This window comes from Streptomyces sp. CBMA152, assembly GCF_014596475.1.
Classification (GTDB): domain Bacteria; phylum Actinomycetota; class Actinomycetes; order Streptomycetales; family Streptomycetaceae; genus Streptomyces.
This window is the reverse complement of the sequence record NZ_MECJ01000024.1, coordinates 60,907-86,974: the sequence shown is the minus strand read 5'-3', so window position 1 is coordinate 86,974 and position 26,068 is coordinate 60,907. Positions and strand designations below refer to the sequence as shown.

Below are 26,068 nucleotides of genomic sequence, written 5' to 3'. Positions count from 1 at the left end.
ACCTCGCACCCCGACCGCCTCGCGTACAAAACACGTACGAAACAGGGGCCGTGACCGGAGAACCCTCCGGTCACGGCCCCTGTCGTACGTCTTGGTGCGTGCCGGTCCGCGTCAGCGCCCGGCGGCCAGCTCCTCCAGGCGCGGCACCAGCGACGCCGGAGTGGGCATCGTGGCGATCTCCTCGCGCACCTCGCGCGCCACCGCCGTCATCTTGTCGTCCGACAGCAGCCCCCCGAGCACCTCCGCGCTCAGATCGTCGGCCGTACCGAACAGGCCGTTGCCCCGGTCCCGTACCGCCTCGGCGTTGATGTAACGGTCCGCCCCGTCCGGCAGGACCAACTGCGGCACCCCTGCGTTGAGCGCCGCCAGCGTCGTCCCCGCACCGCCGTGGTGCACCGCCGCGTCACAGGTCTGGAGCAGCGCCGTCAGCGGCACCCAGCCCACGACCCGCACATTGCCGGGAAGCGTGCCGAGCGCGGCGGTGTCGACCTCACCCAGTGCCAGCACGAACTCCGCGTCCACCTCGGAGGCGGCGGCCAGCAGCCGCTGGACCGGGCCGAGGCCGTTGATGTGCACCGTCGCCGTACCCAGCGTGACCCCGATCCGGCGGCGGCGCGGCTGCTCCAGCAGCCAATCGGGCAGCACCGCACCGCTGTTGTACGGGACCGGGCGCATCGACCACCCGTCGCGCTCGGGCTCCACCATGCTCGGCGGCGCGATGTCGAGGACCGGAACCCGGTCGGGCACCTGCTCCACGCCGTGCCGGGCCATCGTCTCGGTCAGCATCGACAGCGTCAGCTCCCGCAGACCGGTCCCGCGCGCGAAGCCGAAGTTGTGCTGCACGGCCGGAACACCCAGCCGGGCGGCGGCGATCAGACCCGAGACGAAGATCTGCTCGAAGACGATCAGATCGGGCCGGAAGGCGTCGGCGGTCCGCACGATGCCGTCCGCCAGGTGGTCGTTGAGGTGCTGGAAGAGCCGCAGCCCGTCCATCGGGTCCACGCCGTCGGGGCCCGGATTGCGCAGGCGTGACATCAGCTCACCGGCGGTCGACTGGAGGAAGTCCTCCAGCTGGAACCCCGGGGAGACATCCGCCACATGAAGACCGGCGTTGGCCGCCTCCAGCGCGTCACCCGCGCTGGCGACCAGTACCTCGTGGCCGGCCGAGCGCAGCGCCCAGGCCAGCGGAACGGTGGGGAAGACATGGCCAATGGCCGGATACGAGACGAAAAGCACGCGCATGGGGACGCGCTCCTATCGGGTGGCGGTATATTTTCCGGGCTGGAAATCCGTCGATTAATTAACGTCGATATTCTTGCCATCACCGGCCCTCTCGGCGCATCCTGATGGAGTCGCGCACGCGGAGTCAAGCGCTTTACCCGGCCCATTGCTAGGGGGCCGTAGGGGTTTGTTAGGGGTTTCTCGCGCTTCTCCCGCGTGCAAGAGTTACCCCTGGTCTTGGGTTCTTATTCGGGGTACTGGAGCGCGCGATGTTGAATGAGTCCGAGGATTTCACGGCGGAAATCAATGTCGCCCCCGAAGCCGATGGGACGCCGGGCGTGAGCCCGGCGGACGCCCTGTCCTGGCCGCAGCGCCTGACCGGCCTCGGCGAGGCCGAACAGCACGCCGCGCTGCTGGAGTGGGTCGTCTCGCTGGTCACCGCCGCGCTGCGGGACTCCGCCCCCGCCGTCCTCGACCCGCACCGCCCCTTCCTGGAGCTGGGCTTCGACTCGCTCGCCGCCGTCGACCTGCACGCCAGGCTCACCGCCGGTACCGGCCTGCGACTGCCCGTCACCCTGGCGTTCGACCACCCCACGCCCGCCCACCTCGCACGCCATCTGCGCGCCGTGATCCTGGGCCTGAGCGACCTCGACGAGCGGCCCGTCACCGCCGCCGTCGCCAGCGACGAACCCATCGCCATCGTGGGAATCGGCTGCCGCTTCCCCGGCGGCGTGGAGTCCCCCGAAGCCCTCTGGGACCTCGTCGCGGCCGGCACCGACGCCATTTCCGAATTCCCCACCGGGCGCGGCTGGGACCTCGACGCGCTGTACAACCCCGACCCCGACCAGGCCGGTACCAGTTATGCCCGCGAGGGCGGATTCCTCCACGACGCCGACCAGTTCGACGCCGGATTCTTCGGAATATCCCCGCGCGAAGCGCTCGCCATGGACCCGCAGCAGCGACTGCTTCTCGAAACGTCCTGGGAGGCATTCGACCGGGCCGGTGTCGACCCCGCCGGACTGCGCGGCGGACAGGTCGGCGTATTCGTCGGCGCCGAGACCCAGGAATACGGCCCCCGGCTCCAGGACGCCACCGACGGATTCGAGGGATACCTCGTCACCGGAAACGCGGCCAGCGTCGCCTCCGGCCGTATCGCCTACACGTTCGGCTTCGAGGGCCCGACGGTCACCGTCGACACGGCCTGCTCCTCCTCCCTCGCCGCCCTCCACCTCGCCGTCCAGGCGCTGCGCACCGGCGAGTGCTCCCTCGCCCTCGCGGGCGGCGCCGCGGTGATGGCGAGCCCCGGCTCGTTCATCGCCTTCAGCCGCCAGCGCGGGCTCGCCACCGACGGCCGGTGCAAGCCGTTCGCGGCCGCCGCCGACGGTACGGCCTGGGGCGAGGGCGTCGGCATGCTCCTCGTCGAGCGCCTGTCGGACGCACGCGCCAAGGGCCACCCGGTGCTGGCCGTGGTGCGTGGTTCGGCGATCAACCAGGACGGCGCCAGCAACGGTCTCACCGCCCCCAGCGGCCCCGCCCAGCAGCGTGTCATCCGCCAGGCGCTGGCCAACGCGGGTCTGGCGACCGCCGAGGTCGACGTCGTCGAGGCGCACGGCACGGGCACGAAGCTCGGTGACCCGATCGAGGCGCAGGCCCTGCTCGCCACCTACGGCCAGGACCGGGAGACGGACCGGCCGCTGTGGCTGGGCTCCCTGAAGTCGAACATCGGCCACACCCAGGCCGCCGCGGGTGTCGCGGGCATCATCAAGATGATCATGTCGATGCGCCACGGCGTGCTGCCCCGCACCCTGCACATCGACGAGCCGACCCCGCACGTCGACTGGACGGCGGGCGACGTCTCCCTGCTCACGGAGGCCGTCCGGTGGCCGGAAGGCGACCGCCCGCGCCGGGCCGGCATCTCCTCCTTCGGCATGAGCGGCACCAACGCGCACGCCATCATCGAAGAGCCGCCCGTCGAGGACCGCGAGGGCGCAGGGCGGACGTCCGCCGCGGACGGCGAGGGCACCCGGGCGGCCACCGCGACGCAGCCGGACAGCGACGCGACGGACACCGCGGGCCCGCAGAGCGACGCCCCGGACACCGCGACGGCTCCCGGCCTCCTGCCCTGGACGCTGTCCGCCAAGACCTCCGAGGCCCTGCGCGCCCAGGCCCGTAACCTGAGCGCCCATCTCACGGCCCGGCCGGACGCCACCCCCCTCGACATCGGCCACTCGCTGGCGACCACCCGAGGCCTCTTCGACCAGCGTGCCGTCGTCCTCGGCGACGACCGGGAGTCGTTCCTGCGCGCCCTGCACGCCCTGGCCGAAGGCACCGAGACACCCTCGGTCGTCCAGGGTGCGCCCACCACGGGCAAGCTCGCGTTCCTCTTCACCGGCCAGGGCAGCCAGCGGCTCGGCATGGGCCGCGAACTGTACGACACCTACCCGGTGTTCGCCGACGCTCTCGACGACGCGTGCTGGTACCTCGACGAGCAGCTCGAAATCCCCCTCCTCGACGTCATGTTCGCCGACGAGGGCACGCCCGAGGCCGAACTGCTGCACCAGACGGCCTACACCCAGCCCGCGTTGTTCGCGGTCGAGGTGGCGTTGTTCCGGCTGGTGGAGTCCTGGGGCCTGAAGCCGGACTTCGTGGCGGGCCACTCGATCGGTGAGATCGCTGCCGCGCATGTCGCCGGGGTGTTCTCGCTGGAGGACGCGTCCATGCTGGTCGCCTCGCGTGGCCGGTTGATGCAGGCGCTGCCCGTCGGTGGCGTGATGATCGCGGTGCAGGCGTCGGAGGACGAGGTCCTGCCGTACCTCACCGACCGGGTCAGCATCGCGGCGATCAACGGCCCGCAGTCGGTGGTCATCGCGGGTGACGAGGACGCGGCGAACGCGGTCCTGGCGCAGTTCGCGGATCGCAAGTCGAAGCGGCTGACGGTCAGTCACGCGTTCCACTCGCCGCACATGGACGGGATGCTGGCGGAGTTCCTCCGGGTCGCGCAGGTCATCGACTACGGCACGCCCGCCTTCCCCGTCGTCTCCCTCCTCACCGGCCGAGCCGCCGGCCCCGCCGAACTGGCCACCCCCGACTACTGGGTGCGGCACGTCCGAGAGGCCGTGCGTTTCCTCGATGGCGTACGCACGCTCCAGGAGCGCGGCGCCACCACCTTCCTGGAGCTCGGCCCCGACGCCGTGCTCACCGCCATGGCACAGGACAGTGTGTCCTCCCAGGACGCGGCCTTCGCCGCTGTCCTGCGCTCCGGCCGCCCCGAAGCGGCCACGCTCCTCACCGCAGTCGCCCGCGCGCACGTGCGTGGAGCAGAGGTGGAGTGGGCCGGCTGCTTCGCGGGTACCGGCGCGCGTCGGGTCGACCTGCCCACGTACGCCTTCCAGCGCTCGCGTTACTGGATGGACGCGCAGGCCCCCGCCGCGAACTCCGCCCCGGCAGCACACGGCGCCGACCCGGCCGACAGCGCCTTCTGGGAGGCGGTCGAGCATGAGGATGTCGCTTCGCTCGCTGCTGCTCTGGAGTTGGATCTCGGTGGGGATCAGCCGCTGAGTGAGGTGGTTCCGGCTCTGTCTGCGTGGCGTCGTCGTCGGCGTGTGCAGTCGGAGGTGGATGGCTGGCGTTACCGGGCGAGTTGGAAGCCGGTGGGTGCCGGTGTCGAGGCCGGGGTGCGGTTGTCGGGTTCGTGGCTGGTGGTTGTTCCTGCCGGTTTTGAGGATGACGACTGGGCCGTGGGTGTGGTTGGTGGTTTGACCGTTCGTGGTGCTGAGGTTCGCCGGGTTGTGGTGGAGCCGGGTGCGGATCGTGCGGGGCTGGCTGGTCTGTTTGCTGAGGCTGGTGAGTGTGCCGGTGTGGTGTCGCTCGTCGCATTGGACGACGTGTCTGGGCTTGTTCTGACGGCTGGCGTGGTTCAGGCGTTGGGTGATGCCGGGGTTGTTGCGCGGTTGTGGTGTGTGACGCGTGGTGCTGTGTCGGTGGGGCGTTGGGATCGTCTTGGGTCGCCGGTGCAGGCGCAGGTGTGGGGTTTGGGCCGGGTTGCTGCTTTGGAGGTTCCTGAGCGGTGGGGTGGTCTGGTTGATCTGCCGTCGGTTTTGGACGGGCGTGCGCTGTCGCGTTTGACCGCGGTGTTGGTGTCTGGTTCGGGTGAGGACCAGGTTGCGGTGCGTTCGTCGGGTGTGTTCGGCCGTCGTCTGGTGCGTGCTGCGGGTGTGGAGGGTGCTGCGGGTTGGTCTCCTGGTGGCACGGTGTTGGTGACGGGTGGTACGGGTGCTCTGGGTGGCCGTGTTGCTCGTTGGTTGGAGGTCTCGGGTGCGGAGCGGATTGTTCTGACGAGCCGTCGTGGTCTGGAAGCCCCTGGTGCCGCTGAGCTGGTTGCCGAGCTGACGGGTCTCGGGGTCGAGGTGTCGGTGGTCGCGTGCGATGTGGCCGATCGGGATGCTCTGCGGGTCCTGCTGGCATCTGTTGCCGATTCGCTGACCGCTGTGGTGCATACGGCAGGTGTGCTGGACGACGGTGTGCTCGACGCTCTGACGGCGGAGCGTATCGAGGGGGTGCTGCGGGCGAAGGCAGTGTCCGCCCAGCACCTGCACGAGCTGACCGGCGAGCTGGGCATCGAACTCGACGCCTTCGTCCTGTTCTCGTCGATGAGTGGCAGCATCGGTGCCGCCGGGCAAGCCAACTACGCCGCCGCGAACGCCTATTTGGATGCTTTGGCTGAGCAGCGTCGTGCGGATGGTCTTGCGGCGACGTCTTTGGCCTGGGGTCCCTGGGCCGAGGGTGGCATGGCGGCCGACGAGGCCATGGTGGCCCGTATGCGGCAGGAGGGCGTGCCTCCCATGGGCCCCGACTCCGCCATCACCGCGCTGGAGCAGGCCGTCGGCGCGGGCGAAGCGGCGCTCACCGTCGCGGACATCGACTGGGATCGATTCCTGGCGGGCTTCACCGCAGTCCGCCCCAGCCCCCTGATCAGCGACTTCGTCGCCCGCTCGGAGGGCAGCGCCGCCCTCACCGGCCAGGGCTCCGTCGTCACGGGCGCCGATGTCGCGGGCACCGTGGTCGGGCAACTGGCGGGCCTGACCGAGACCGAGCAGACGCGTGAGCTGCTCGACCTGGTGCGTACGCAGGTCGCCGCCGTACTCGGCCACGACGGCTCGGATGCGGTCGGCGCGGACCGTGCCTTCAAGGAGCTCGGGTTCGACTCCCTTACCGCCGTCGAGCTGCGTAATCGACTCGGCTCGGCGGCCGGACTGAGCCTGCCCTCCACGCTGGTGTACGACTACCCGACGTCGGCCGCGCTCGCGGAGTACCTGCGCGGCGAACTGGTCGGCACGCAGCCGACGGTGGCCGGTCCGGTGGTCGCGTCCACGGTCGTGGACGACGATCCGATTGCGATCGTGGCGATGAGCTGCCGGTTCCCCGGTGGCGTACGCACCCCGGAAGACCTCTGGCGCCTGCTCGCGGACGGCACGGACGCGGTCGCCGAATTCCCCGCCGACCGTGGCTGGGACCTGGCGAGCCTCTACAGCGCGGACCCGGACCAGCCCGGTACCTCACACACGCGTCAGGGCGGATTCCTCTACGACGCCGCCGACTTCGACGCCGACTTCTTCGGGATCTCGCCGCGTGAGGCCCTGGCGATGGACCCGCAGCAGCGTCTGCTCCTCGAAACGTCCTGGGAGGCGTTCGAGCAGGCCGGGATCGACCCGTCGTCCCTGCGCGGCAGTCAGGCCGGTGTGTTCGTCGGCACCAACGGCCAGGACTACCTCTCCCTCGTCACGCGCGAGGCGGACGGCCTCGAAGGTCATGTCGCCACGGGCAACGCGGCGAGCGTCGTCTCCGGCCGACTCTCCTACGTATTCGGCCTCGAAGGCCCGGCGATCACGGTCGACACGGCCTGCTCGTCGTCGCTGGTCGCCCTCCATCTGGCTGTGCAGGCGCTGCGGCAGGGCGAGTGCTCGCTCGCGCTGGCCGGTGGCGTGACCATCATGTCGACGCCCGACGCGTTCATCGACTTCAGTCGTCAGCGGGGTCTTGCGGCGGATGGCCGTATCAAGGCGTTCGCGGCGGGTGCGGACGGTACGGGTTGGGGCGAGGGTGTCGGCATGCTGCTCGTCGAGCGGCTGTCCGACGCGCAGGCCAAGGGCCATCCGGTGTTGGCGGTGGTCCGTGGTTCGGCGATCAACCAGGACGGTGCGAGCAACGGTCTGACGGCTCCGAATGGTCCGTCGCAGCAGCGGGTGATCCGTTCCGCTCTGGCGAGCGCGGGTCTTTCGGCTGCTGAGGTCGACGTGGTGGAGGCGCACGGCACGGGCACGAAGCTCGGCGACCCGATCGAGGCCCAGGCGCTGCTGGCCACGTACGGCCAGGACCGGCCGACTGACCAGCCTCTGCTGCTCGGCTCCATCAAGTCGAACATCGGCCACACCCAGGCTGCCGCCGGTGTCGCGGGCATCATCAAGATGGTCCTCGCGATGCGGCACGGGGTGCTCCCGCAGAGCCTGCACGTGGACGCCCCGACCCCGCACGTCGACTGGACGGCGGGGGCGGTGTCCCTGCTGACCGAGCAGGTGGCATGGCCGGAGTCGGGCCGCCCGCGCCGGGCCGGTGTGTCCTCGTTCGGCCTGAGCGGCACGAACGCCCACACGATCATCGAAGAAGCCCCGGCGTTTGACGCCGAGGTGACAGCGGGCGCCGGGAAGACGGTCCCCCCGGTGCTGCCCCTCGCCCTCTCGGCCAAGAGCGAATCCGGTCTGCGGGCACAGGCCGAGCGCCTGACGACGCACCTGGCCGCGCACCCGGACGTCACGGCCGCTGACATCGCCTACTCCCTCGCGACCGGCCGCTCCGCGCTGGACGAGCGCGCGATCCTCGTCGTCGGCCACGAGAACCGCGATGCCCTCGCGGCCGGGCTGCTGAGCCTCGCCGCCGGTGAACAGTCGGCGGGCCTGGTCCGGGGGGCGGTGACCGGTGGCGGTCTGGCGTTCCTGTTCACGGGTCAGGGGAGTCAGCGGCTCGGCATGGGCCGGGAGCTGTACGACACCTACCCGGTGTTCGCGGATGCGCTGGACGAGGTGTGCGCGCACGTGGACACGCACCTCGAAGTTCCGCTGCATGACGTGCTGTTCGGCAACGACCGCGATCTTCTTGACCGTACGGAGTTCACGCAGCCTGCGTTGTTCGCGGTTGAGGTGGCGTTGTTCCGGTTGGTGGAGTCGTGGGGTCTGAAGCCCGATTTCCTGGCGGGGCACTCCATTGGTGAGATTGCCGCCGCGCATGTGGCCGGGGTGTTCTCGCTGGAGGATGCGTGCGCGCTGGTTTCCGCGCGTGGTCGGTTGATGCAGGCGTTGCCTGCTGGTGGCGTGATGATTGCGGTGCAGGCGTCGGAGGACGAGGTCCTTCCGTACCTCACCGACGGTGTGTCCATCGCCGCGATCAACGGTCCTCGGTCGGTGGTCATCGCCGGTGACGAGGACGCGGCGCTTGAGATCGTCGCGCAGTTCGCGGATCGCAAGTCCAAGCAGCTGACGGTCAGTCACGCCTTCCACTCGCCCCACATGGACGGCATGTTGGATGCCTTCCGCGAGGTTGTCGCGGGGCTCTCTTACGAGTCGCCGCGTATCCCGGTCGCCTCGAACCTGACCGGTGCTGTGGTCTCGGACGAGATGGCGTCTCCCGACTTCTGGGTGCGTCATGTCCGTGAGGCCGTACGGTTCCTCGACGGTATCCGCGCGCTCGAAGCGGCCGGTGTCACCTCGTATCTGGAGCTCGGTCCGGACGGGATTCTGTCCGCCATGGCGCAGGAGTGTGTCACCGAGGATGCGGTCTTCGCGCCCGTGCTCCGCAAGGACCGCTCCGAGGCTGAGACGGCGACGGTCGCCCTTGCGCAGGCGCACGTCCGGGGTATTTCTGTCGACTGGGAGGCGTTCTTCGCGGGTACCGGCGCCCAGCGCGTCGATCTGCCGACGTATGCCTTCCAGCGTTCGCGCTACTGGCCCGAGACCACCCTGGCGACGACTGGACCGGTCGCCGGCGGGCTCGAAAATTCCCTGGATGCCGGTTTCTGGGAGGCGGTCGAGCATGAGGATGTTGCTTCGCTCGCTGCTGCTCTGGAGTTGGACCTTGACGGGGATCAGCCGCTGAGCGAGGTGCTTCCCGCGCTGGCGGCCTGGCGCAAGCAGGGCCAGGAGCGGGCGCTGCTTGACGGCTGGCGTTATCGGGCGAGTTGGAAGCCGGTGGGTGTTGAGGCCGGTGCCGGTGCTGGGGTGCGGTTGTCGGGTTCGTGGCTGGTGGTTGTTCCTGCCGGTTTCGAGGATGACGACTGGGTTGCGGGTGTGGTCGGTGGTTTGACCGTTCGTGGTGCTGAGGTTCGCCGGGTTGTGGTGGAGCCGGGTGAGGATCGTGCGGGGTTGGCTGGTCTGTTTGCTGGGGCCGGTGAGTGTGCTGGTGTGGTGTCGCTCTTGGCATTGGACGAGAGCTCTGGGCTTGTTCTGACTGCTGGTGTGGTTGGCGCGTTGGGTGATGCCGAGATTCCCGCGCCGTTGTGGTGTGTGACGCGTGGTGCTGTGTCGGTCGGGCGTTGGGATCGTCTCGGGTCGCCGGTGCAGGCGCAGGTGTGGGGTCTGGGCCGGGTTGCGGCGCTTGAGGTTCCTGAGCGTTGGGGCGGTCTGGTTGATCTGCCCGGTGTGTTGGATGAGCGTGCGGTGTCGCGCCTGGTGGGTGTGCTGGGGTCTGGTTCGGGTGAGGACCAGGTTGCCGTGCGTTCGTCGGGTGTCTTCGGGCGCCGTCTGGTGCGTGCTGCGGGTGTGGAGGGCGGCTCGGGTTGGTCTCCTCGTGGCACGGTGTTGGTGACGGGTGGTACGGGTGCTCTGGGCGGCCGTGTGGCCCGCTGGCTGGCAGTGTCCGGTGCGGAGCGCATTGTTCTGACGAGTCGTCGGGGGCTGGATGCTCCGGGCGCTGGTGAGCTGGTCGCCGAGCTGACGGGTCTCGGGGTCGAGGTGTCGGTGGTCGCGTGCGATGTGGCCGACCGGGATGCTCTGCGGGTCCTGCTGGCATCTGTTGCCGATTCGCTGACCGCTGTGGTGCATACGGCGGGCGTGCTGGACGACGGTGTGCTCGACGCTCTGACGGCGGAGCGTATTGAGGGGGTGCTGCGGGCGAAGGCGGTGTCCGCCCAGCACCTGCACGAGCTGACCGGCGAGCTCGGCATCGAACTCGACGCCTTCGTCCTCTTCTCCTCGATGAGTGGCAGCATCGGTGCGGCCGGGCAGGCCAACTACGCTGCGGCGAACGCCTATTTGGATGCTCTGGCTGAGCAGCGTCATGCGGATGGTCTTGCGGCGACGTCTCTGGCCTGGGGCCCCTGGGCCGAGGGTGGCATGGCGGCCGACAAGGCGCTGGAAGCCCGTATGCGACGGGACGGCGTGCCCCCGATGCGGGCGGATCTGGCGATCGAGGCCCTCCGTCAGGCCATCGGTGCCGACGAGGCCGCGCTCACCGTGGCCGATGTCGAGTGGGACCGGTTCCTCGCGGGCTTCACCGCCGTACGCCGCAGCGAGTTGTTCGCGGAGTTGCGCGAGGTGCGCGAAGCCGCTCGGGCGACGCAGGCCCGTGGCGCGGAGGCACCCGAGGTCGGGCGTCCCGTTTCCCTGGCCGGGCGCCTGGCCGCCCTCGCCCCCGCCGAGCAGGAGCGCGAGCTCCTGGAGCTGGTCCGTACGCACGTCGCCGCCGTGCTCGGCCACGCCGGATCCGACGCGGTCGGTGCGGCACGTGCGTTCAAGGAGTTGGGCTTCGACTCCCTCACGGCTGTCGAGCTGCGTAACCGCCTGGGCGTGGCCACCGAGTTGAAGCTTCCGGCCACGCTGATCTACGACTACCCCACGTCGGCCGCGCTCGCGGAGTACCTGCGCGACGAGTTGGTCGGCAGTGTGCGGGTCGCCGACACCCTGCTGCCCGGTGTGGCCACGGCGGTGGACGACGATCCGATCGCGATCGTGGCGATGAGCTGCCGGTTCCCCGGTGACGTACGTACTCCGGAAGACCTCTGGCGCCTGCTCGCGGACGGCACGGACGCGGTCGCCGAATTCCCGGCGGACCGTGGCTGGGACCTGGAGCGGCTCTACAGCTCCGACCCGGACCAGCCGGGCACCTCGTACACCCGTGAGGGCGGCTTCTTCGACGGCGTGGCGGAGTTCGACCCGGCGTTCTTCGGGATCTCGCCGCGTGAGGCGATGGCGATGGACCCGCAGCAGCGCCTGCTGTTGGAGACGTCGTGGGAGGCGTTCGAGCGGGCGGGGATCGACCCGTCGTCCCTGCGCGGCAGCCAGGCCGGTGTGTTCGTCGGCACCAACGGCCAGGACTACCTCTCCCTCGTCACGCGCGAGGCGGACGGCCTCGAAGGCCACGTGGGCACCGGCAACGCGGGCAGCGTCATGTCCGGCCGGGTCTCCTACGCGCTCGGCCTGGAAGGGCCGGCTGTCACGGTCGACACGGCGTGCTCGTCGTCGCTGGTCGCGCTGCACTGGGCGATCCAGGCGCTCCGGCAGGGCGAGTGCACGATGGCGCTGGCCGGTGGCGTGACCATCATGTCGACGCCCGAGAACTTCATCGACTTCAGCCGTCAGCGGGGTCTTGCGGTCGATGGCCGTATCAAGGCGTTCGCGGCGGGTGCGGACGGTACGGGTTGGGGCGAAGGTGTCGGCATGCTGCTCGTCGAGCGGTTGTCCGATGCGCAGCGCAACGGGCACCCTGTGCTTGCCGTGGTCCGTGGTTCCGCGATCAACCAGGACGGTGCGAGCAACGGCCTGACCGCCCCCAACGGCCCGTCCCAGCAGCGGGTGATCCGTGCGGCTCTGGCGAGTGCGGGTCTGTCGGCTGCGGACGTGGATGTGGTGGAGGCGCACGGTACGGGTACGAAGCTGGGTGACCCGATCGAGGCGCAGGCGCTGTTGGCCACGTACGGCCAGGACCGCGAGGCAGACCGGCCGCTGCTGCTTGGCTCCATCAAGTCGAACATCGGCCACACCCAGGCCGCTGCCGGTGTCGCGGGCATCATCAAGATGGTTCTCGCGATGCAGCATGGTGAGTTGCCGCAGACCTTGCACGTGGACGCGCCGACCCCGCACGTGGACTGGACGGCGGGCGACATCGCCCTGCTGACCGAACAGCGCGCGTGGCCGGAGACCGGCCGCCCCCGCCGGGCGGGCATCTCGTCCTTCGGCATCAGCGGCACCAACGCCCACACGATCATTGAGCAGGCCCCCGAGGCGGTGGAGACGGCCCCGGCCGACGACACGGCTCCCGGCGTCCTGCCGTACCTCCTCTCGGGCAGGAGCCCGGAGGCTCTGCGGGCCCAGGCGGCGGCGCTGCGCGTCCACCTGGAGACCCAGCAGGACGTACCCGGCAACGCCCCCCGAGCCGTCGACCTCGCCTTCTCGCTCGCCACGGCGCGCGCGCACCTCGACCACCGTGCGGTGCTGACCGCCGACGACCAGCAGGAACTCGCCGACGTACTGGCACTGCTGGCCGCAGGCGAGCCCGCACCCGGCACCACCACCGGGGTGGTGGGCGACGGCCGCACCGCGTTCCTGTTCACGGGCCAGGGCAGCCAGCGGCTCGGCATGGGCCGTGAGCTGTACGACACCTACCCGGTGTTCGCGGACGCGCTGGACGAGGTCTGCGCGCACGTGGACACGCACCTTGAAGTCCCGCTGCATGGCGTGCTGTTCGGTGACGACCGTGATCTTCTCGACCGTACGGAGTTCACTCAGCCTGCGTTGTTCGCGGTTGAGGTGGCCCTGTTCCGGCTCGTGGAGTCCTGGGGTCTGAAGCCCGACTTCCTGGCGGGTCACTCCATCGGTGAGATTGCCGCCGCGCACGTCGCCGGGGTGTTCTCGCTCCAGGACGCCTGTGAACTGGTTGCCGCGCGTGGCCGGTTGATGCAGGCGCTGCCCGTCGGTGGCGTGATGATCGCGGTGCAGGCGTCGGAGGACGAGGTGCTTCCGTACCTCACCGACCGGGTCAGCATCGCGGCCATCAACGGCCCGCGGTCGGTGGTCATCGCCGGTGATGAGGACGCCGCGCAGGAGATCGTCGCGCAGTTCCCGGACCGCAAGTCCAAGCAGCTGACGGTCAGTCACGCGTTCCACTCGCCTCACATGGACGGCATGTTGGACGCCTTCCGTGAGGTTGTGGCGGGGCTCTCTTACGAGTCCCCGAGCATCCCGGTCGTCTCCAACCTGACCGGCGCTCTGGTCTCGGACGAGATGGCGTCCCCCGACTTCTGGGTACGCCACGTCCGCGAGGCCGTACGTTTCCTCGACGGTATCCGCGCGCTCGAAGCCGCCGGTGTCACCACCTACCTCGAACTCGGCCCCGACGGAGTCCTCTCCGCCATGGCCCAGGAGTGCGTGACCGGCGAGGACGGTGTCTTCGTGGCCGCCCTGCGCTCCGGGCGCTCCGAGGCCGAGACCGTCACCACGGCCCTTGCGCAGGCGCACGTCCGAGGCACCGCCGTGGACTGGCAGGCGTACTTCTCCGGCAGCGGAACCCGCCGGGTCGACCTGCCCACGTATGCCTTCCAGCGGCAGCGCTACTGGCCCAGCGTGTCGGCTCTCGCCTCCGGCGACCCGGAGGCCATCGGGCTCGGCGACGCCGGGCACCCCCTGCTCGGCGCCGCGGTGGCTCTCGCGGACTCCGAAGGGGTGCTCTTCACCGGGCGGCTGTCGCTCGACACGCATCCCTGGCTGGCCGACCACACCATCCTCGGCAGCGTCCTGCTGCCCGGTACGGCCTTCGTCGACCTGGCGATCCGTGCCGGTGACCAGGTCGGCTGCGACATGGTGGAGGAGCTGACGCTCCAGGCGCCGCTCGTGCTGCCTGAGCGGGGCGGCGTACAGCTCCAGTTGGTCGTCGAGGCACCCAGTGGGCCCGGACAGCGGCCGTTCAGCGTGCACTCACGCCGACCTGACGCCCTCGCGGAGGAACCCTGGACGCGTCACGCCTCCGGCGTGCTGGCCTCCGGTGCGCCTGGTGAGGTCGCGCAGCAGAACTTGGCCGAATGGCCGCCGGCCGGAGCTGTACCGGTGGACGTGCGGGGGCTGTACGAGGAGCTGGCCGAAGGCGGTGTCGCGTACGGGCCGCTGTTCCAGGGGCTCACCGCGGCCTGGCGCCGGGACGGTGAGCTCTTCACCGAGGTGACGCTCCCCGGCGAGGCACGCCGCGAGGCGGCGCGCTTCGGTCTGCACCCCGCCCTGCTCGACGCGGGCCTGCACGCCATCGGGTACGGCGACGGCGAGCAGACAGAGACCGGCGCGCTGCTGCCGTTCGCATGGTCCGGTGTCTCGCTGTACGCGTCGGGAGCGTCGTCGCTCCGGATGCGGCTGACCCCGCACACCCTCGGCGACCCGCACACCCTGGCGCTGCTGGTGGCGGACGAGACCGGGCGTCCGGTGGCCTCGGTGGAGTCCCTGACCCTGCGCACGGCCTCGGCCGACCAGGTGCGCGCGGCCGACGGCGGGCACCTGGAGTCGCTGTTCCGCGTCGAGTGGCTGCCCGTGGTGGCCCCGCGCGCCACCGCGACCGGTCAGCGGTGGGCCGTACTGGGCCGGGACACGCTGGGCCTGGCCGTGACGGGCGCGCAGGTGACGGAGTACGCCGATGTGGCGGCGCTCGGTGCCGCCCTGGAGGCCGGCGAGGCGCTGCCCGATGCCGTCTTCGTACCGCCGGCCGGCGCGCCGGAGAACGGCGCCGACACCGTCGCCTCCGTGCACGCCGCCGTACAGGGCGCGTTGAGTGCCGTGCAGGAATGGACGGCGGACGAGCGGTTCGCCGGGACGCGGCTGGTGTGGCTGACGGCGGGTGCCGTCGCCACGGAGGCCGGTGCGGGTGTGGCGGACCTGGCGGGCGGTGCCGTACGCGGTCTGCTGCGTTCGGCACAGTCGGAGAACCCCGGGCAGCTGCTCCAGATCGACCTCGATGCCGACAGTGAATCGGCTGCGGCGTCGCTCGCCGTGCTGCCGGCCGCGCTGGCCTGCGGCGAGCCGGAGACCGCTGTCCGGCGCGGCGAGATCAGCGCGCCCCGCCTGGCGCGCGTGCCCTCCGCCGACGTGACACGCGAGCCGCTCGGCGACACGCCCGACGGCCTCGGCGTGCTCGGAGCGCTCGCCGATCCGGCCGGCACGGTGCTGGTGACCGGTGCCACCGGGAACCTGGGACGGCTGTTCGCCCGCCACCTGGTGACGGCGTACGGAATCAAGCGCCTGCTGCTCACCAGCCGACGGGGGCCGGAGGCCGACGGTGCCGACGAACTCCTTGCCGAATTGGCAGAGTTGGGAGCCGAGGCCGATCTCGTCGCCTGCGACGCCGCCGACCGTGACGCCCTGGCCGCGCTGCTCGCGGCCGTACCGGCCGAGCACCCGCTGACCGCCGTCGTGCACACGGCCGGTGTGCTCGACGACGGGGTGCTCTCCTCGCTCACCCCGGAACGGGTCGCGGCCGTGCTGCGCCCGAAGGTGGACGCGGCACTCAACCTGCACGAGCTGACCCGGGACCTCGGCCTCGCGGCCTTCGTCCTCTTCTCCGGCGCGGCTGCCGCCTTCGGAGCGGCCGGTCAGGCCAACTATGCGGCGGCCAACGCGTTCCTGGAGGCGCTGGCCGAGCAGCGCCGCGCCGAAGGACTCGCGGCGACCTCCCTCGCCTGGGGCTTGTGGGCCCCGCAGGCGGGCGGTATGGCGCAGCAGCTCGACGAGGTCGACCTGCGGCGCATCGCTAGGGACGGCGTCGGCGCGCTCTCCGGTGACGAGGGCCTGGCGCTCTTCGACACCGCCCTCACCGTCGACGCGGCGCTCCTGCTGCCGATGCGGCTCGACCTCGCGGTGCTGCGCGCGCACGCCGTCTCGACGGGCGAGGTCCCGGCACTGCTGCGCGCTCTGGTGCGCGTGCCGTCCCGGCGGGCGGTCGAACCGCGCGCGGTGGCGGACGGCGGTTCGCCCCTGACGGCCAGGCTGCTCGCCCTGCCCTTCGCCGAGCGCGAGGGTGCGGTGCTGGACCTGGTGTGCGGGCGGGTGGCCGCGGTTCTCGGCCATGCCGGGGCCGACGCGGTCGACGCGGACCGCGCGTTCAAGGAACTCGGCTTCGACTCCCTCACTGCGGTCGAGCTGCGCAACGTCCTGAAGACCGAGACCGGTCTGCGGCTGTCGGCGACTCTCGTCTTCGACTACCCGACGCCGACCGCGCTGGCCCGCCATCTCCTGACGGAGCTGGTCGTCGAAGAGACGCACACGGCTGCGGACGCGACGCGAACGGCCGGACGCGGCACCGTAGTTGCCGTAGGCGCGACCGGTGACGACCCGATCGTCATCGTCGGCATGGGCTGCCGGTTCCCCGGCGGCGTACGGACCCCCGAGGACCTCTGGCAGCTCGTCGCGTCGGGTGGCGACGGCATCACCGCCTTCCCGGTCGACCGCGGCTGGGACGTGGAATCCCTCTACCACCCCGACCCCGACCACGCCGGGACCTCGTACACGCGTGAAGGCGGATTCCTGCACGACGCGGCCGACTTCGACCCGGCGTTCTTCGGGATCTCCCCGCGCGAAGCGCTCGCCATGGACCCGCAGCAGCGACTGCTTCTCGAAACGTCCTGGGAGGCGTTCGAGCGGGCCGGGATCGACCCGGCGACGCTGCGCGGCAGCCGTACGGGCGTCTTCGCGGGCGTCATGTACCACGACTACGTGACCGGTATCGGCGACGGCGGCAGCGAACTGCCCGAGGGCGTCGAGGGCTACATCGGCACCGGCAACGCGGGCAGCATCGCCTCCGGCCGTGTCGCCTACACCTTCGGACTCGAAGGCCCCGCCGTCACGGTCGACACGGCGTGCTCGTCGTCGCTGGTCGCACTGCACTGGGCGATCCAGGCGCTGCGCAGCGGCGAGTGCACGATGGCGCTGGCCGGCGGCGTCGCGGTCATGGCGACCCCCGAGACCTTCGTCGACTTCAGCCGCCAGCGCGGCCTTTCGGTCGACGGCCGGTGCAAGTCCTTCGCGGCGGCAGCCGACGGTACGGGCTGGGGCGAGGGCGCGGGCATGCTGCTCGTGGAGCGGCTGTCGGACGCGCGGAAGAACGGCCACCCGGTGCTGGCGGTGGTCCGTGGTTCGGCGATCAACCAGGACGGTGCGAGCAACGGCCTCACCGCCCCCAACGGCCCTTCGCAGCAGCGGGTGATCCGCGAGGCGCTGGCCGGTGCGGGCCTGTCGGCCGCCGAGGTCGACGCGGTCGAGGCCCACGGCACGGGAACCCGTCTCGGCGACCCGATCGAGGCGCAGGCGCTGCTCGCCACGTACGGGCAGGAGAAGTCGGCGGACCGGCCGCTGTGGCTCGGTTCGATCAAGTCGAACATCGGCCACACCCAGGCGGCGGCGGGTGTCGCGGGCATCATCAAGATGGTCATGGCGATGCGGCACGGCGTGCTGCCCCGGACCCTGCATGTCGACGCCCCCTCGCCGCAGATCGACTGGGAGGACGGCGCGGTCTCGCTGCTGACGGACGCGGTGGAGTGGCCGGAGACGGGCCGTCCGCGCCGCGCGGGCGTGTCGTCCTTCGGTATCAGTGGCACCAACGCCCACACGATCATCGAGCAGCCGCCGACGCCCGAACAGACTGCGGCGGAGCCGCTTCCCGAGGCCCCGGCCGCGACTCCGGTGACGTTGCCGGTGGTGCCGTGGGTGCTCTCGGCGAAGGGACAGGACGCCCTGCGCGCGCAGGCGCGTCAGCTCCAGTCGTACGTACTCGCCGCGCCGGAACTGCGTCCGGTGGACGTTGCTCGTTCGTTGGTGGTGGGGCGTGCGTCGTTCGAGGATCGTGCGGTTGTGGTGGCCGGGGGCCGGGATGGTCTGTTGGCGGGTCTTGGGGTGTTGGCGGAGGGTGGTTCTGCTGCTGGTGTGGTGACGGGTTCGCCGGTTGGTGGGAAGACCGCGTTCCTGTTTACGGGGCAGGGAAGTCAGCGGTTGGGGATGGGGCGTGAGTTGTATGACGCGTATCCCGTGTTCGCGGAGGCGTTGGACGAGGTCTGTGCGCACATCGACACGCATCTCGAAGTACCGCTGGCGGATGTGCTGTTCGGTTCGGACGCTGAGGCGTTGGATCGTACGGAGTTCACGCAGCCTGCTCTGTTCGCGGTTGAGGTGGCGTTGTTCCGGCTGGTGGAGTCGTGGGGTCTGAAGCCCGACTTCCTGGCGGGTCACTCCATCGGTGAGATTGCCGCGGCGCATGCGGCCGGGGTGTTCTCGCTGGAGGACGCGTGCGCGCTGGTTTCGGCACGCGGCCGGTTGATGCAGGCGCTGCCCGCTGGTGGCGTGATGATTGCGGTGCAGGCGTCGGAGGACGAGGTCCTTCCGTACCTGACCGACCGGGTCAGCATCGCGGCCATCAACGGTCCTCGGTCGGTGGTCATCGCCGGTGACGAGGACGCCGCGCAGGACATCGTCGCGCAGTTCCCGGACCGCAAGTCCAAGCAGCTGACGGTCAGTCACGCCTTCCACTCGCCGCACATGGACGGCATGTTGGACGCGTTCCGTGAGGTTGTGGCGGGGCTCTCTTACGAGTCGCCGCGTATCCCGGTCGTATCGAACTTGACGGGTGCGCTGGTCTCGGACGAGATGGCATCGGCCGACTTCTGGGTGCGTCATGTCCGTGAGGCGGTTCGTTTCCTCGACGGTATCCGTGCCCTCGAAGCGGCCGGTGTCACCACGTACCTTGAACTCGGCCCGGACGGGGTTCTCTCCGCCATGGCTCAGGAGTGCGTCACCGAGGGCGCGGCCTTCGTGCCCGTGCTTCGCAAGGGCCGTCCCGAGGCCGAGACGGTCACCACCGCGCTCGCCCGCGCCCACACACACGGCATCACCGTCGACTGGCAGGCGTACTACGCGGGTACTGGCGCCCAGCGCGTCGATCTGCCGACGTATGCCTTCCAGCGCTCGCGCTACTGGCTCCAACTGCCTGGTGCTGTACGGGGAGGTGGCGTCACTGATGAGGTGGACGCACGCTTCTGGGACGCGGTCGAGCGTGAGGACCTGGAGTCGCTCGCCGCGACTCTGGGCGTCGAGGACGAGAACGCGTGGGGCAGCGTGCTGCCGGCTCTGTCTGCGTGGCGTCGTCGTCGGCGTGTGCAGTCGGAGGTGGATGGCTGGCGTTACCGGGTGAGCTGGAAGCCGGTGGGTGTTGAGGCCGGTGCCGGTGCTGGGGTGCGGTTGTCGGGTTCGTGGCTGGTGGTTGTTCCCGCCGGTTTCGAGGATGACGACTGGGTTGCGGGTGTGGTCGGTGGTTTGACCGTTCGTGGTGCTGAGGTTCGCCGGGTTGTTGTGGAGCCGGGTGCGGATCGTGTCGCGTTGGCTGGTCTGTTTGCTGGGGCCGGTGAGTGTGCCGGTGTGGTGTCGCTCTTGGCATTGGACGAGAGCTCTGGGCTTGTTCTGACTGCTGGTGTGGTTGGCGCGTTGGGTGATGCCGAGATTCCCGCGCCGTTGTGGTGTGTGACGCGTGGTGCTGTGTCGGTCGGGCGTTGGGATCGTCTCGGGTCGCCGGTGCAGGCGCAGGTGTGGGGTCTGGGCCGGGTTGCGGCGCTGGAGGTTCCGGAGCGTTGGGGCGGTCTGGTTGATCTTCCCGGTGTGTTGGATGAGCGTGTGGTGTCGCGTCTGGTGGGTGTGCTGGGGTCTGGTTCTGGTGAGGATCAGGTTGCGGTGCGTTCGTCGGGTGTGTTCGGCCGTCGTCTGGTGCGTGCTCCGCGTGTGGAGGGTGCTGCGGGTTGGTCTCCTCGTGGCACGGTGGTGGTGACGGGTGGTACGGGTGCTCTGGGTGGCTGTGTTGCCCGCTGGCTGGCAGTGTCCGGTGCGGAGCGCATTGTTCTGACGAGCCGTCGGGGGCTGGATGCCCCTGGTGCTGCTGAGCTGGTCGCCGAGCTGACCGGTATGGGTGTTGAGGCGTCCGTGGTGGCGTGTGACGCGGCTGACCGTGACGCGCTGCGTGGTCTGTTGTCGTCCGTCGCCGAGTCGCTGACGGCTGTCGTTCATACGGCGGGTGTGCTGGACGACGGTGTTCTCGACGCTCTGACTCCTGACCGCATCGAAAGCGTGCTGCGGGCCAAGGCGGTCTCCGCGCTGAATCTCCACGACCTCACCGGCGAGCTCGGTATCGAACTCGACGCCTTCGTCCTCTTCTCCTCGATGAGTGGCAGCATCGGTGCGGCCGGGCAGGCCAACTACGCTGCGGCGAATGCCTATTTGGATGCTCTGGCGGAGCAGCGTCGTGCTGATGGTCTTGCGGCGACGTCTTTGGCTTGGGGTCCGTGGGCCGAGGGTGGCATGGCGGCCGACGAGGCCATGGAGGCCCGTATGCGTCGCGGTGGTGTGCCGCCGATGGACGCGGATCTCGCCATCGAGGTCATGGGGCGCGCGGTCGGTTCTTCCGATGCGGCTCTGACGATTGTGGATGTGGAGTGGGAGCGGTTCGCGCCCGGTTTCACCGCCGTGCGGGCGAGCAGCCTCCTCGGCGAACTCCCCGAGGCCCAGCGTGCGCTCGCCACAAGCGGGGGCGAGGACGACCGTGCGCAGCATGCTGGTTCGTCCCTGACGCAGCTGCTCCAGGGCCTGGCCGACGCGGACCGTGAGCCGTACCTCCTGGATCTGGTGCGCGCGCAGGTCGCCGAGGTGCTGGGGCACTCCGGTGCCGGGGATATCGAGGCGGGACGTGCGTTCCGTGAGATCGGTTTCGACTCGCTGACGGCTGTCGAGCTGCGTAACCGCCTGGGCGCGGTCACCGAATTGAAGCTCCCGGCCACGTTGGTCTACGACTACCCGACGTCGACCGCGCTCGCGGAGTACCTGCGAGGCGAGTTGGTCGGTACGCAGCCGACAGCGGCCGGTGCGGTGGTCGCGTCCACGGTCGTCGACGACGACCCCATCGCGATCGTGGCGATGAGCTGCCGGTTCCCCGGTGGCGTACGCACCCCGGAAGACCTCTGGCAGCTTCTCTCGACCGGTGGTGACGCCATCGGCGACTTCCCCGCCGACCGTGGCTGGGACCTGGAACGGCTCTACAGCCCCGACCCCGACAAGCAGGGCACCTTCTACGCCCGCGAGGGCGGATTCCTCTACGACGCCGCCGACTTCGACGCCGATTTCTTTGGGATCTCGCCGCGCGAGGCCCTGGCGATGGACCCGCAGCAGCGGCTCCTGCTGGAGACGTCTTGGGAGGCGTTCGAGCGGGCGGGCATCGACCCCTCGTCCGTACGCGGAAGCCAGGCCGGTGTGTTCGTCGGCACCAACGGCCAGGACTACGGAGCGACGCTCCGGACTGTTCCGGACGGCATCGAGGGCTTCCTCGGCACGGGCAACGCGGCGAGCGTGGTGTCCGGTCGGCTCTCGTACGCCTTCGGCCTCGAAGGCCCGGCCGTCACCGTCGATACCGCCTGCTCCGCCTCGCTGGTCGCACTGCACTGGGCCGTCCAAGCCCTGCGCAGCGGTGAGTGCTCGATGGCGCTGGCCGGCGGTGTGACGGTCATGTCGTCGCCGGGCGCGTATATCGACTTCAGTCGTCAGCGGGGTCTTGCGGCGGACGGCCGGATCAAGGCGTTCGCGGCGGCGGCGGATGGTACGGGTTGGGGTGAGGGTGTCGGCATGCTGCTCGTCGAGCGGCTGTCGGACGCGCAGCGCAACGGGCACCCCGTACTCGCCGTGGTCCGTGGTTCGGCGATCAACCAGGACGGTGCGAGCAACGGCCTGACCGCCCCCAACGGCCCGTCCCAGCAGCGGGTGATCCGCGCGGCTCTCGCGAGCGCGGGTCTGTCGGCTGCGGACGTGGACGCTGTGGAGGCGCACGGCACCGGCACCACCCTCGGTGACCCGATCGAGGCGCAGGCCCTCCTTGCCACGTACGGCCAGGACCGGCCTTCTGACCAGCCTCTGCTGGTCGGTTCGATCAAGTCGAACATCGGCCACACGCAGGCCGCCGCGGGCGTGGCGGGCATCATCAAGATGGTTCTCGCGATGCAGCACGGTGAGTTGCCGCAGACCTTGCACGTGGATGAGCCGACCCCGCACGTGGACTGGACTGCGGGTGACATCGCGCTGCTGACCGAACAGCGCGCGTGGCCGGAGACCGGCCGCCCCCGCCGGGCGGGCGTCTCGTCCTTCGGGTTCAGCGGTACGAACGCCCACACCGTCCTGGAACAGGCGCCGCAGGACCAGGGTGGCGAAGCGGCCGGTGAGCGATACCGGCCCGCCATCGTCCCGTGGGCGCTGTCGGCCAAGAGCGACGAGGCCCTGCGCGTGCAGGCCGGGCGGCTGCGCGCACGTATCGCTGTCGATCCGCACCTGGAACCCGCCGACGTGGCCTACTCGCTGGCGATGTCGAGGGCTTCCCTCGAACGGCGCGCCGTGGTCGTCGCCCAGGAGCGCGACGAGTTCCTGAGCGCTCTGAAGGCGCTGGAGGAGGGCTCGCCCGCACCGGGTCTGGTGCAGGGTGCAGCCGCCGGCGGCGGTCTGGCGTTCCTGTTCACGGGTCAGGGCAGCCAGCGGCTCGGCATGGGCCGTGAGCTGTACGACACCTACCCGGTGTTCGCGGATGCGCTGGACGAGGTCTGCGCGCACGTGGACACACACCTTGAAGTGCCGCTGCATGGCGTGCTGTTCGGCGACGACCGTGATCTTCTCGACCGTACGGAGTTCACGCAGCCTGCGTTGTTCGCGGTTGAGGTGGCGTTGTTCCGTCTGGTGGAGTCGTGGGGCGTGAAGCCCGACTTCCTGGCGGGGCACTCCATCGGAGAGATCGCTGCGGCGTACGTCGCCGGGGTGTTCTCGCTGGAGGACGCGTCCAAGCTGGTCGCCTCGCGTGGCCGCTTGATGCAGGCGCTGCCGACGGGCGGCGTGATGATCGCGGTGCAGGCGTCGGAGGACGAGGTGCTTCCGTACCTCACCGACGGTGTGTCCATCGCGGCCATCAACGGTCCTCAGTCGGTGGTCATCGCCGGTGACGAGGACGCGGCCCTTGAGATCGTCACGCACTTCGAAGGCCGCAAGTCGAAGCGGCTGACGGTCAGTCACGCCTTCCACTCGCCTCACATGGGCGGGATGCTCGCGGACTTCCGCAAGGTTGCCGAGGGGCTGTCGTACGGCACCCCGCGTATCCCGGTCGTCTCCAACCTGACCGGTGCCCTGGTCTCCGACGAGATGGCGGACTCCGACTTCTGGGTGCGCCACGTCCGTGAGGCCGTACGGTTCCTCGATGGTGTTCGCGCCCTCGAAGCGGCCGGTGTCACCTCCTACATCGAGCTCGGCCCGGACGGTGTCCTCTCCGCCATGGCCCAGGAGTGCGTGACCGGCGACGGTGCCGCGTTCCTGCCGGTCCTGCGTACCGGACGCGACGAGGCCGGGACACTGCTCTCGGCGCTCGGCGCGGCCCATGTACGCGGTGTCGCCGTCGACTGGCAGGCGTTCTACGCCGGGACCGGCGCCCAGCGCGTCGACCTGCCGACCTACGCCTTCCAGCGCGAGCGCTACTGGCTGGAGGAGGCGGGCTCCGGCGCGGCTGCCGACGGGGCCACCGGAGGATCCTTCGGGGCGGCGGACGCGCAGTTCTGGGAGGCCGTCGACAACGCCGACCTCTCCTCGCTCACCGCCACCCTCGACATCGACGCCGACCAACCGCTCAGCGCTCTGCTGCCCGCCCTGTCCGCCTGGCGGCGGCAGCGGCAGGAGCAGTCGCGCGTCGACGGCTGGCGCTACGGGGTCACGTGGCGGCCGATGGCCGAGCCCGCCGTCGCACGGCCGTCCGGGACCTGGCTCCTGGTGAAGCCCGCAGCCACGTCGGGGGCCGCGGAAAGCCGTGCCGTCGTCGCCGCTCTGACGGCGCAGGGTGTGGACGTACGCGAAGTAGCCGTCGAGGAAACGCAGTTGGATCGCCACGCACTCGCTGCGCGGCTCCGCGAGGCCCTTGCCGACAACAAGGCTGCCGGAGTGCTTTCCCTGCTGGCGCTCGCCGACGGTCCGCACCCCGCCCACCCGGCCGTACCGGCCGGGCTGCTCCTGACGGGAACGCTCGTACAGGCACTGGGTGACGCGGAGATCGACGCCCCGCTGTGGTGCGTCACCGCCGGAGCCGTGGCGGCCACCCCGTCCGACCGGGTCGGGAGCGCCGCGCAGGCACAGGTCTGGGGGCTCGGCCGGGTCGTCGCCCTGGAGCACCCCGAGCGCTGGGGCGGTCTGGTGGACATGCCCGCCTCTGCGGACGAGCGGGCCGTGGACACGCTGCTCGCCGTCCTCGCGGGTGCCGGTGACGAGGACCAGATCGCCATCCGGTCCGCGGGCCTCCTCGCCCGCCGCATCGGGCACGCCGCACCGGTACCCGGCGGCGCGGCGGACCGCGGCGCCTGGCGGCCCCGGGGCACCGTCCTGGTCACCGGAGGCACGGGCGCGCTCGGCGGCCATGTCGCGCGCTGGCTCGCCGCGCACGGCGCGGAACACCTGGTCCTGGTCAGCAGGCGTGGGCCGCAGGCGCCCGGCGCGGACGCCCTCGTCGCGGAGCTCCGCGCGCTGGGCGCACACGCCACGGCCGTCGCCTGCGATGTGACCGACCGGACCGCCGTTCGTGAACTGCTCGCGAACCTGCGGACGGACACCGTCGGGAGCACCCCCGGGAACCCCGACGGCACCCCCGGCGCCCTCACCGCCGTCTTCCACACGGCGGGCGCCGGCCAGTTCGCGCCGCTCGACGAGACCGGGCCCGGCGAGGTCGCCGATGTGGTCGCCGCCAAGGTCGCCGGTGCCGCGCACCTCGACGAGCTGCTCGGCGACACCGAGTTGGACGCCTTCGTCCTCTTCTCCTCCATCGCCGGAGTGTGGGGCAGCGGCGGCCAGGGCGCCTACGCGGCGGCCAACGCCCACCTGGACGCCCTGGCCCAGCAGCGCCGCGCACGCGGACTGACGGCCACCTCCGTGGCCTGGGGCCCGTGGGGCGAGGGCGGCCTCGTCGCCGACGACGAGGCGGCCGAGCAGCTGCGCCGCCGTGGACTGCCCGTCATGGCACCGGAGTTGTCGATCGCCGCTCTGCAGCAGGCGCTGGACGGGGACGAGACCACGGTCACGGTCGCCGACGTCGACTGGGACCTGTTCGTCCCGGCCTTCACCGCCGCCCGGCCGCGCCCGCTGATCGCCGACCTCCCCGAGGTGCGCGACGCGTTCGCCGCCCAGCGGGAGGCGCAGGGCGGCGCGGCCGAGGAGGCCGCCGGTCTGGAGGCCGAGTTGCGGGGCCTGGCGGGTCCGGAGGCGGAGCGGGTCGTGCTCGACCTGGTCCGCGCGCAGGTCGCCGTGGTCCTGGGACACGACGGGTCCGCGAAGGTCGAGGCCGGCCGTGCCTTCAAGGAGCTGGGGTTCGACTCGCTCACCGCCGTCGAACTGCGCAACCGGCTCGGCTCCGCCACCGGCCTGCGCCTCCCGGCCAGTCTCGTCTTCGACCACCCCACCCCCGCCGCGCTGGCCGCCCACATCCGGGCGGAACTCCTCGGCGAGGACGCCACCCCGCAACTCCCCGCCCTCGCGGAGATCGACAAGTTGGAGTTCCTCCTGTCGTCGGTCCCCGAGGACACCACGGAACGCGCCCGCGTCACCGCACGGCTCGAATCGCTCCTGGCCAACTGGAACAGGGTGGAGCGAGCGGCCATCGGAGAGGACGAGGAATTCGAAATCGAATCGGCTTCCGCCGACGACCTCTTCGACATCATCAACAACGAATTCGGAAAATCCTGACCTGATGATCGCCCCGATGACCGGTCCGCCGACCGATCCGAAGTCGATGTCCGTAC

2 protein-coding genes are annotated in these 26,068 nt (G+C 70.7%); one reads left to right on the top strand and one right to left on the bottom strand.

Features of this window, described 5'->3' with window-relative positions; genetic code table 11:
- Window positions 1-111 precede the first annotated feature (111 nt).
- On the bottom strand, window positions 112-1,242 hold the full coding sequence (locus BG418_RS20350) for a nucleotide disphospho-sugar-binding domain-containing protein (RefSeq protein ID WP_188275362.1): 1,131 nt from the start codon (window positions 1,240-1,242) through the stop codon (window positions 112-114).
- Window positions 1,243-1,490: 248 nt separating this feature from the next.
- Between BG418_RS20350 and BG418_RS20345 the strand changes: the two genes are divergently transcribed.
- Entirely contained in the window at window positions 1,491-26,012 is a 24,522-nt protein-coding gene (locus tag BG418_RS20345) for a type I polyketide synthase (protein WP_188275361.1), read from the top strand.
- Window positions 26,013-26,068: the final 56 nt, after the last annotated feature.

Excerpts from the sequence above, each read along its gene's own strand:
- BG418_RS20350 (WP_188275362.1), bottom strand. The coding sequence starts at position 1,242 with ATGCGCGTGCTTTTCGTCTCGTATCCGGCCATTGGCCATGTCTTCCCC.
- BG418_RS20345 (WP_188275361.1), top strand. The coding sequence starts at position 1,491 with ATGTTGAATGAGTCCGAGGATTTCACGGCGGAAATCAATGTCGCCCCC.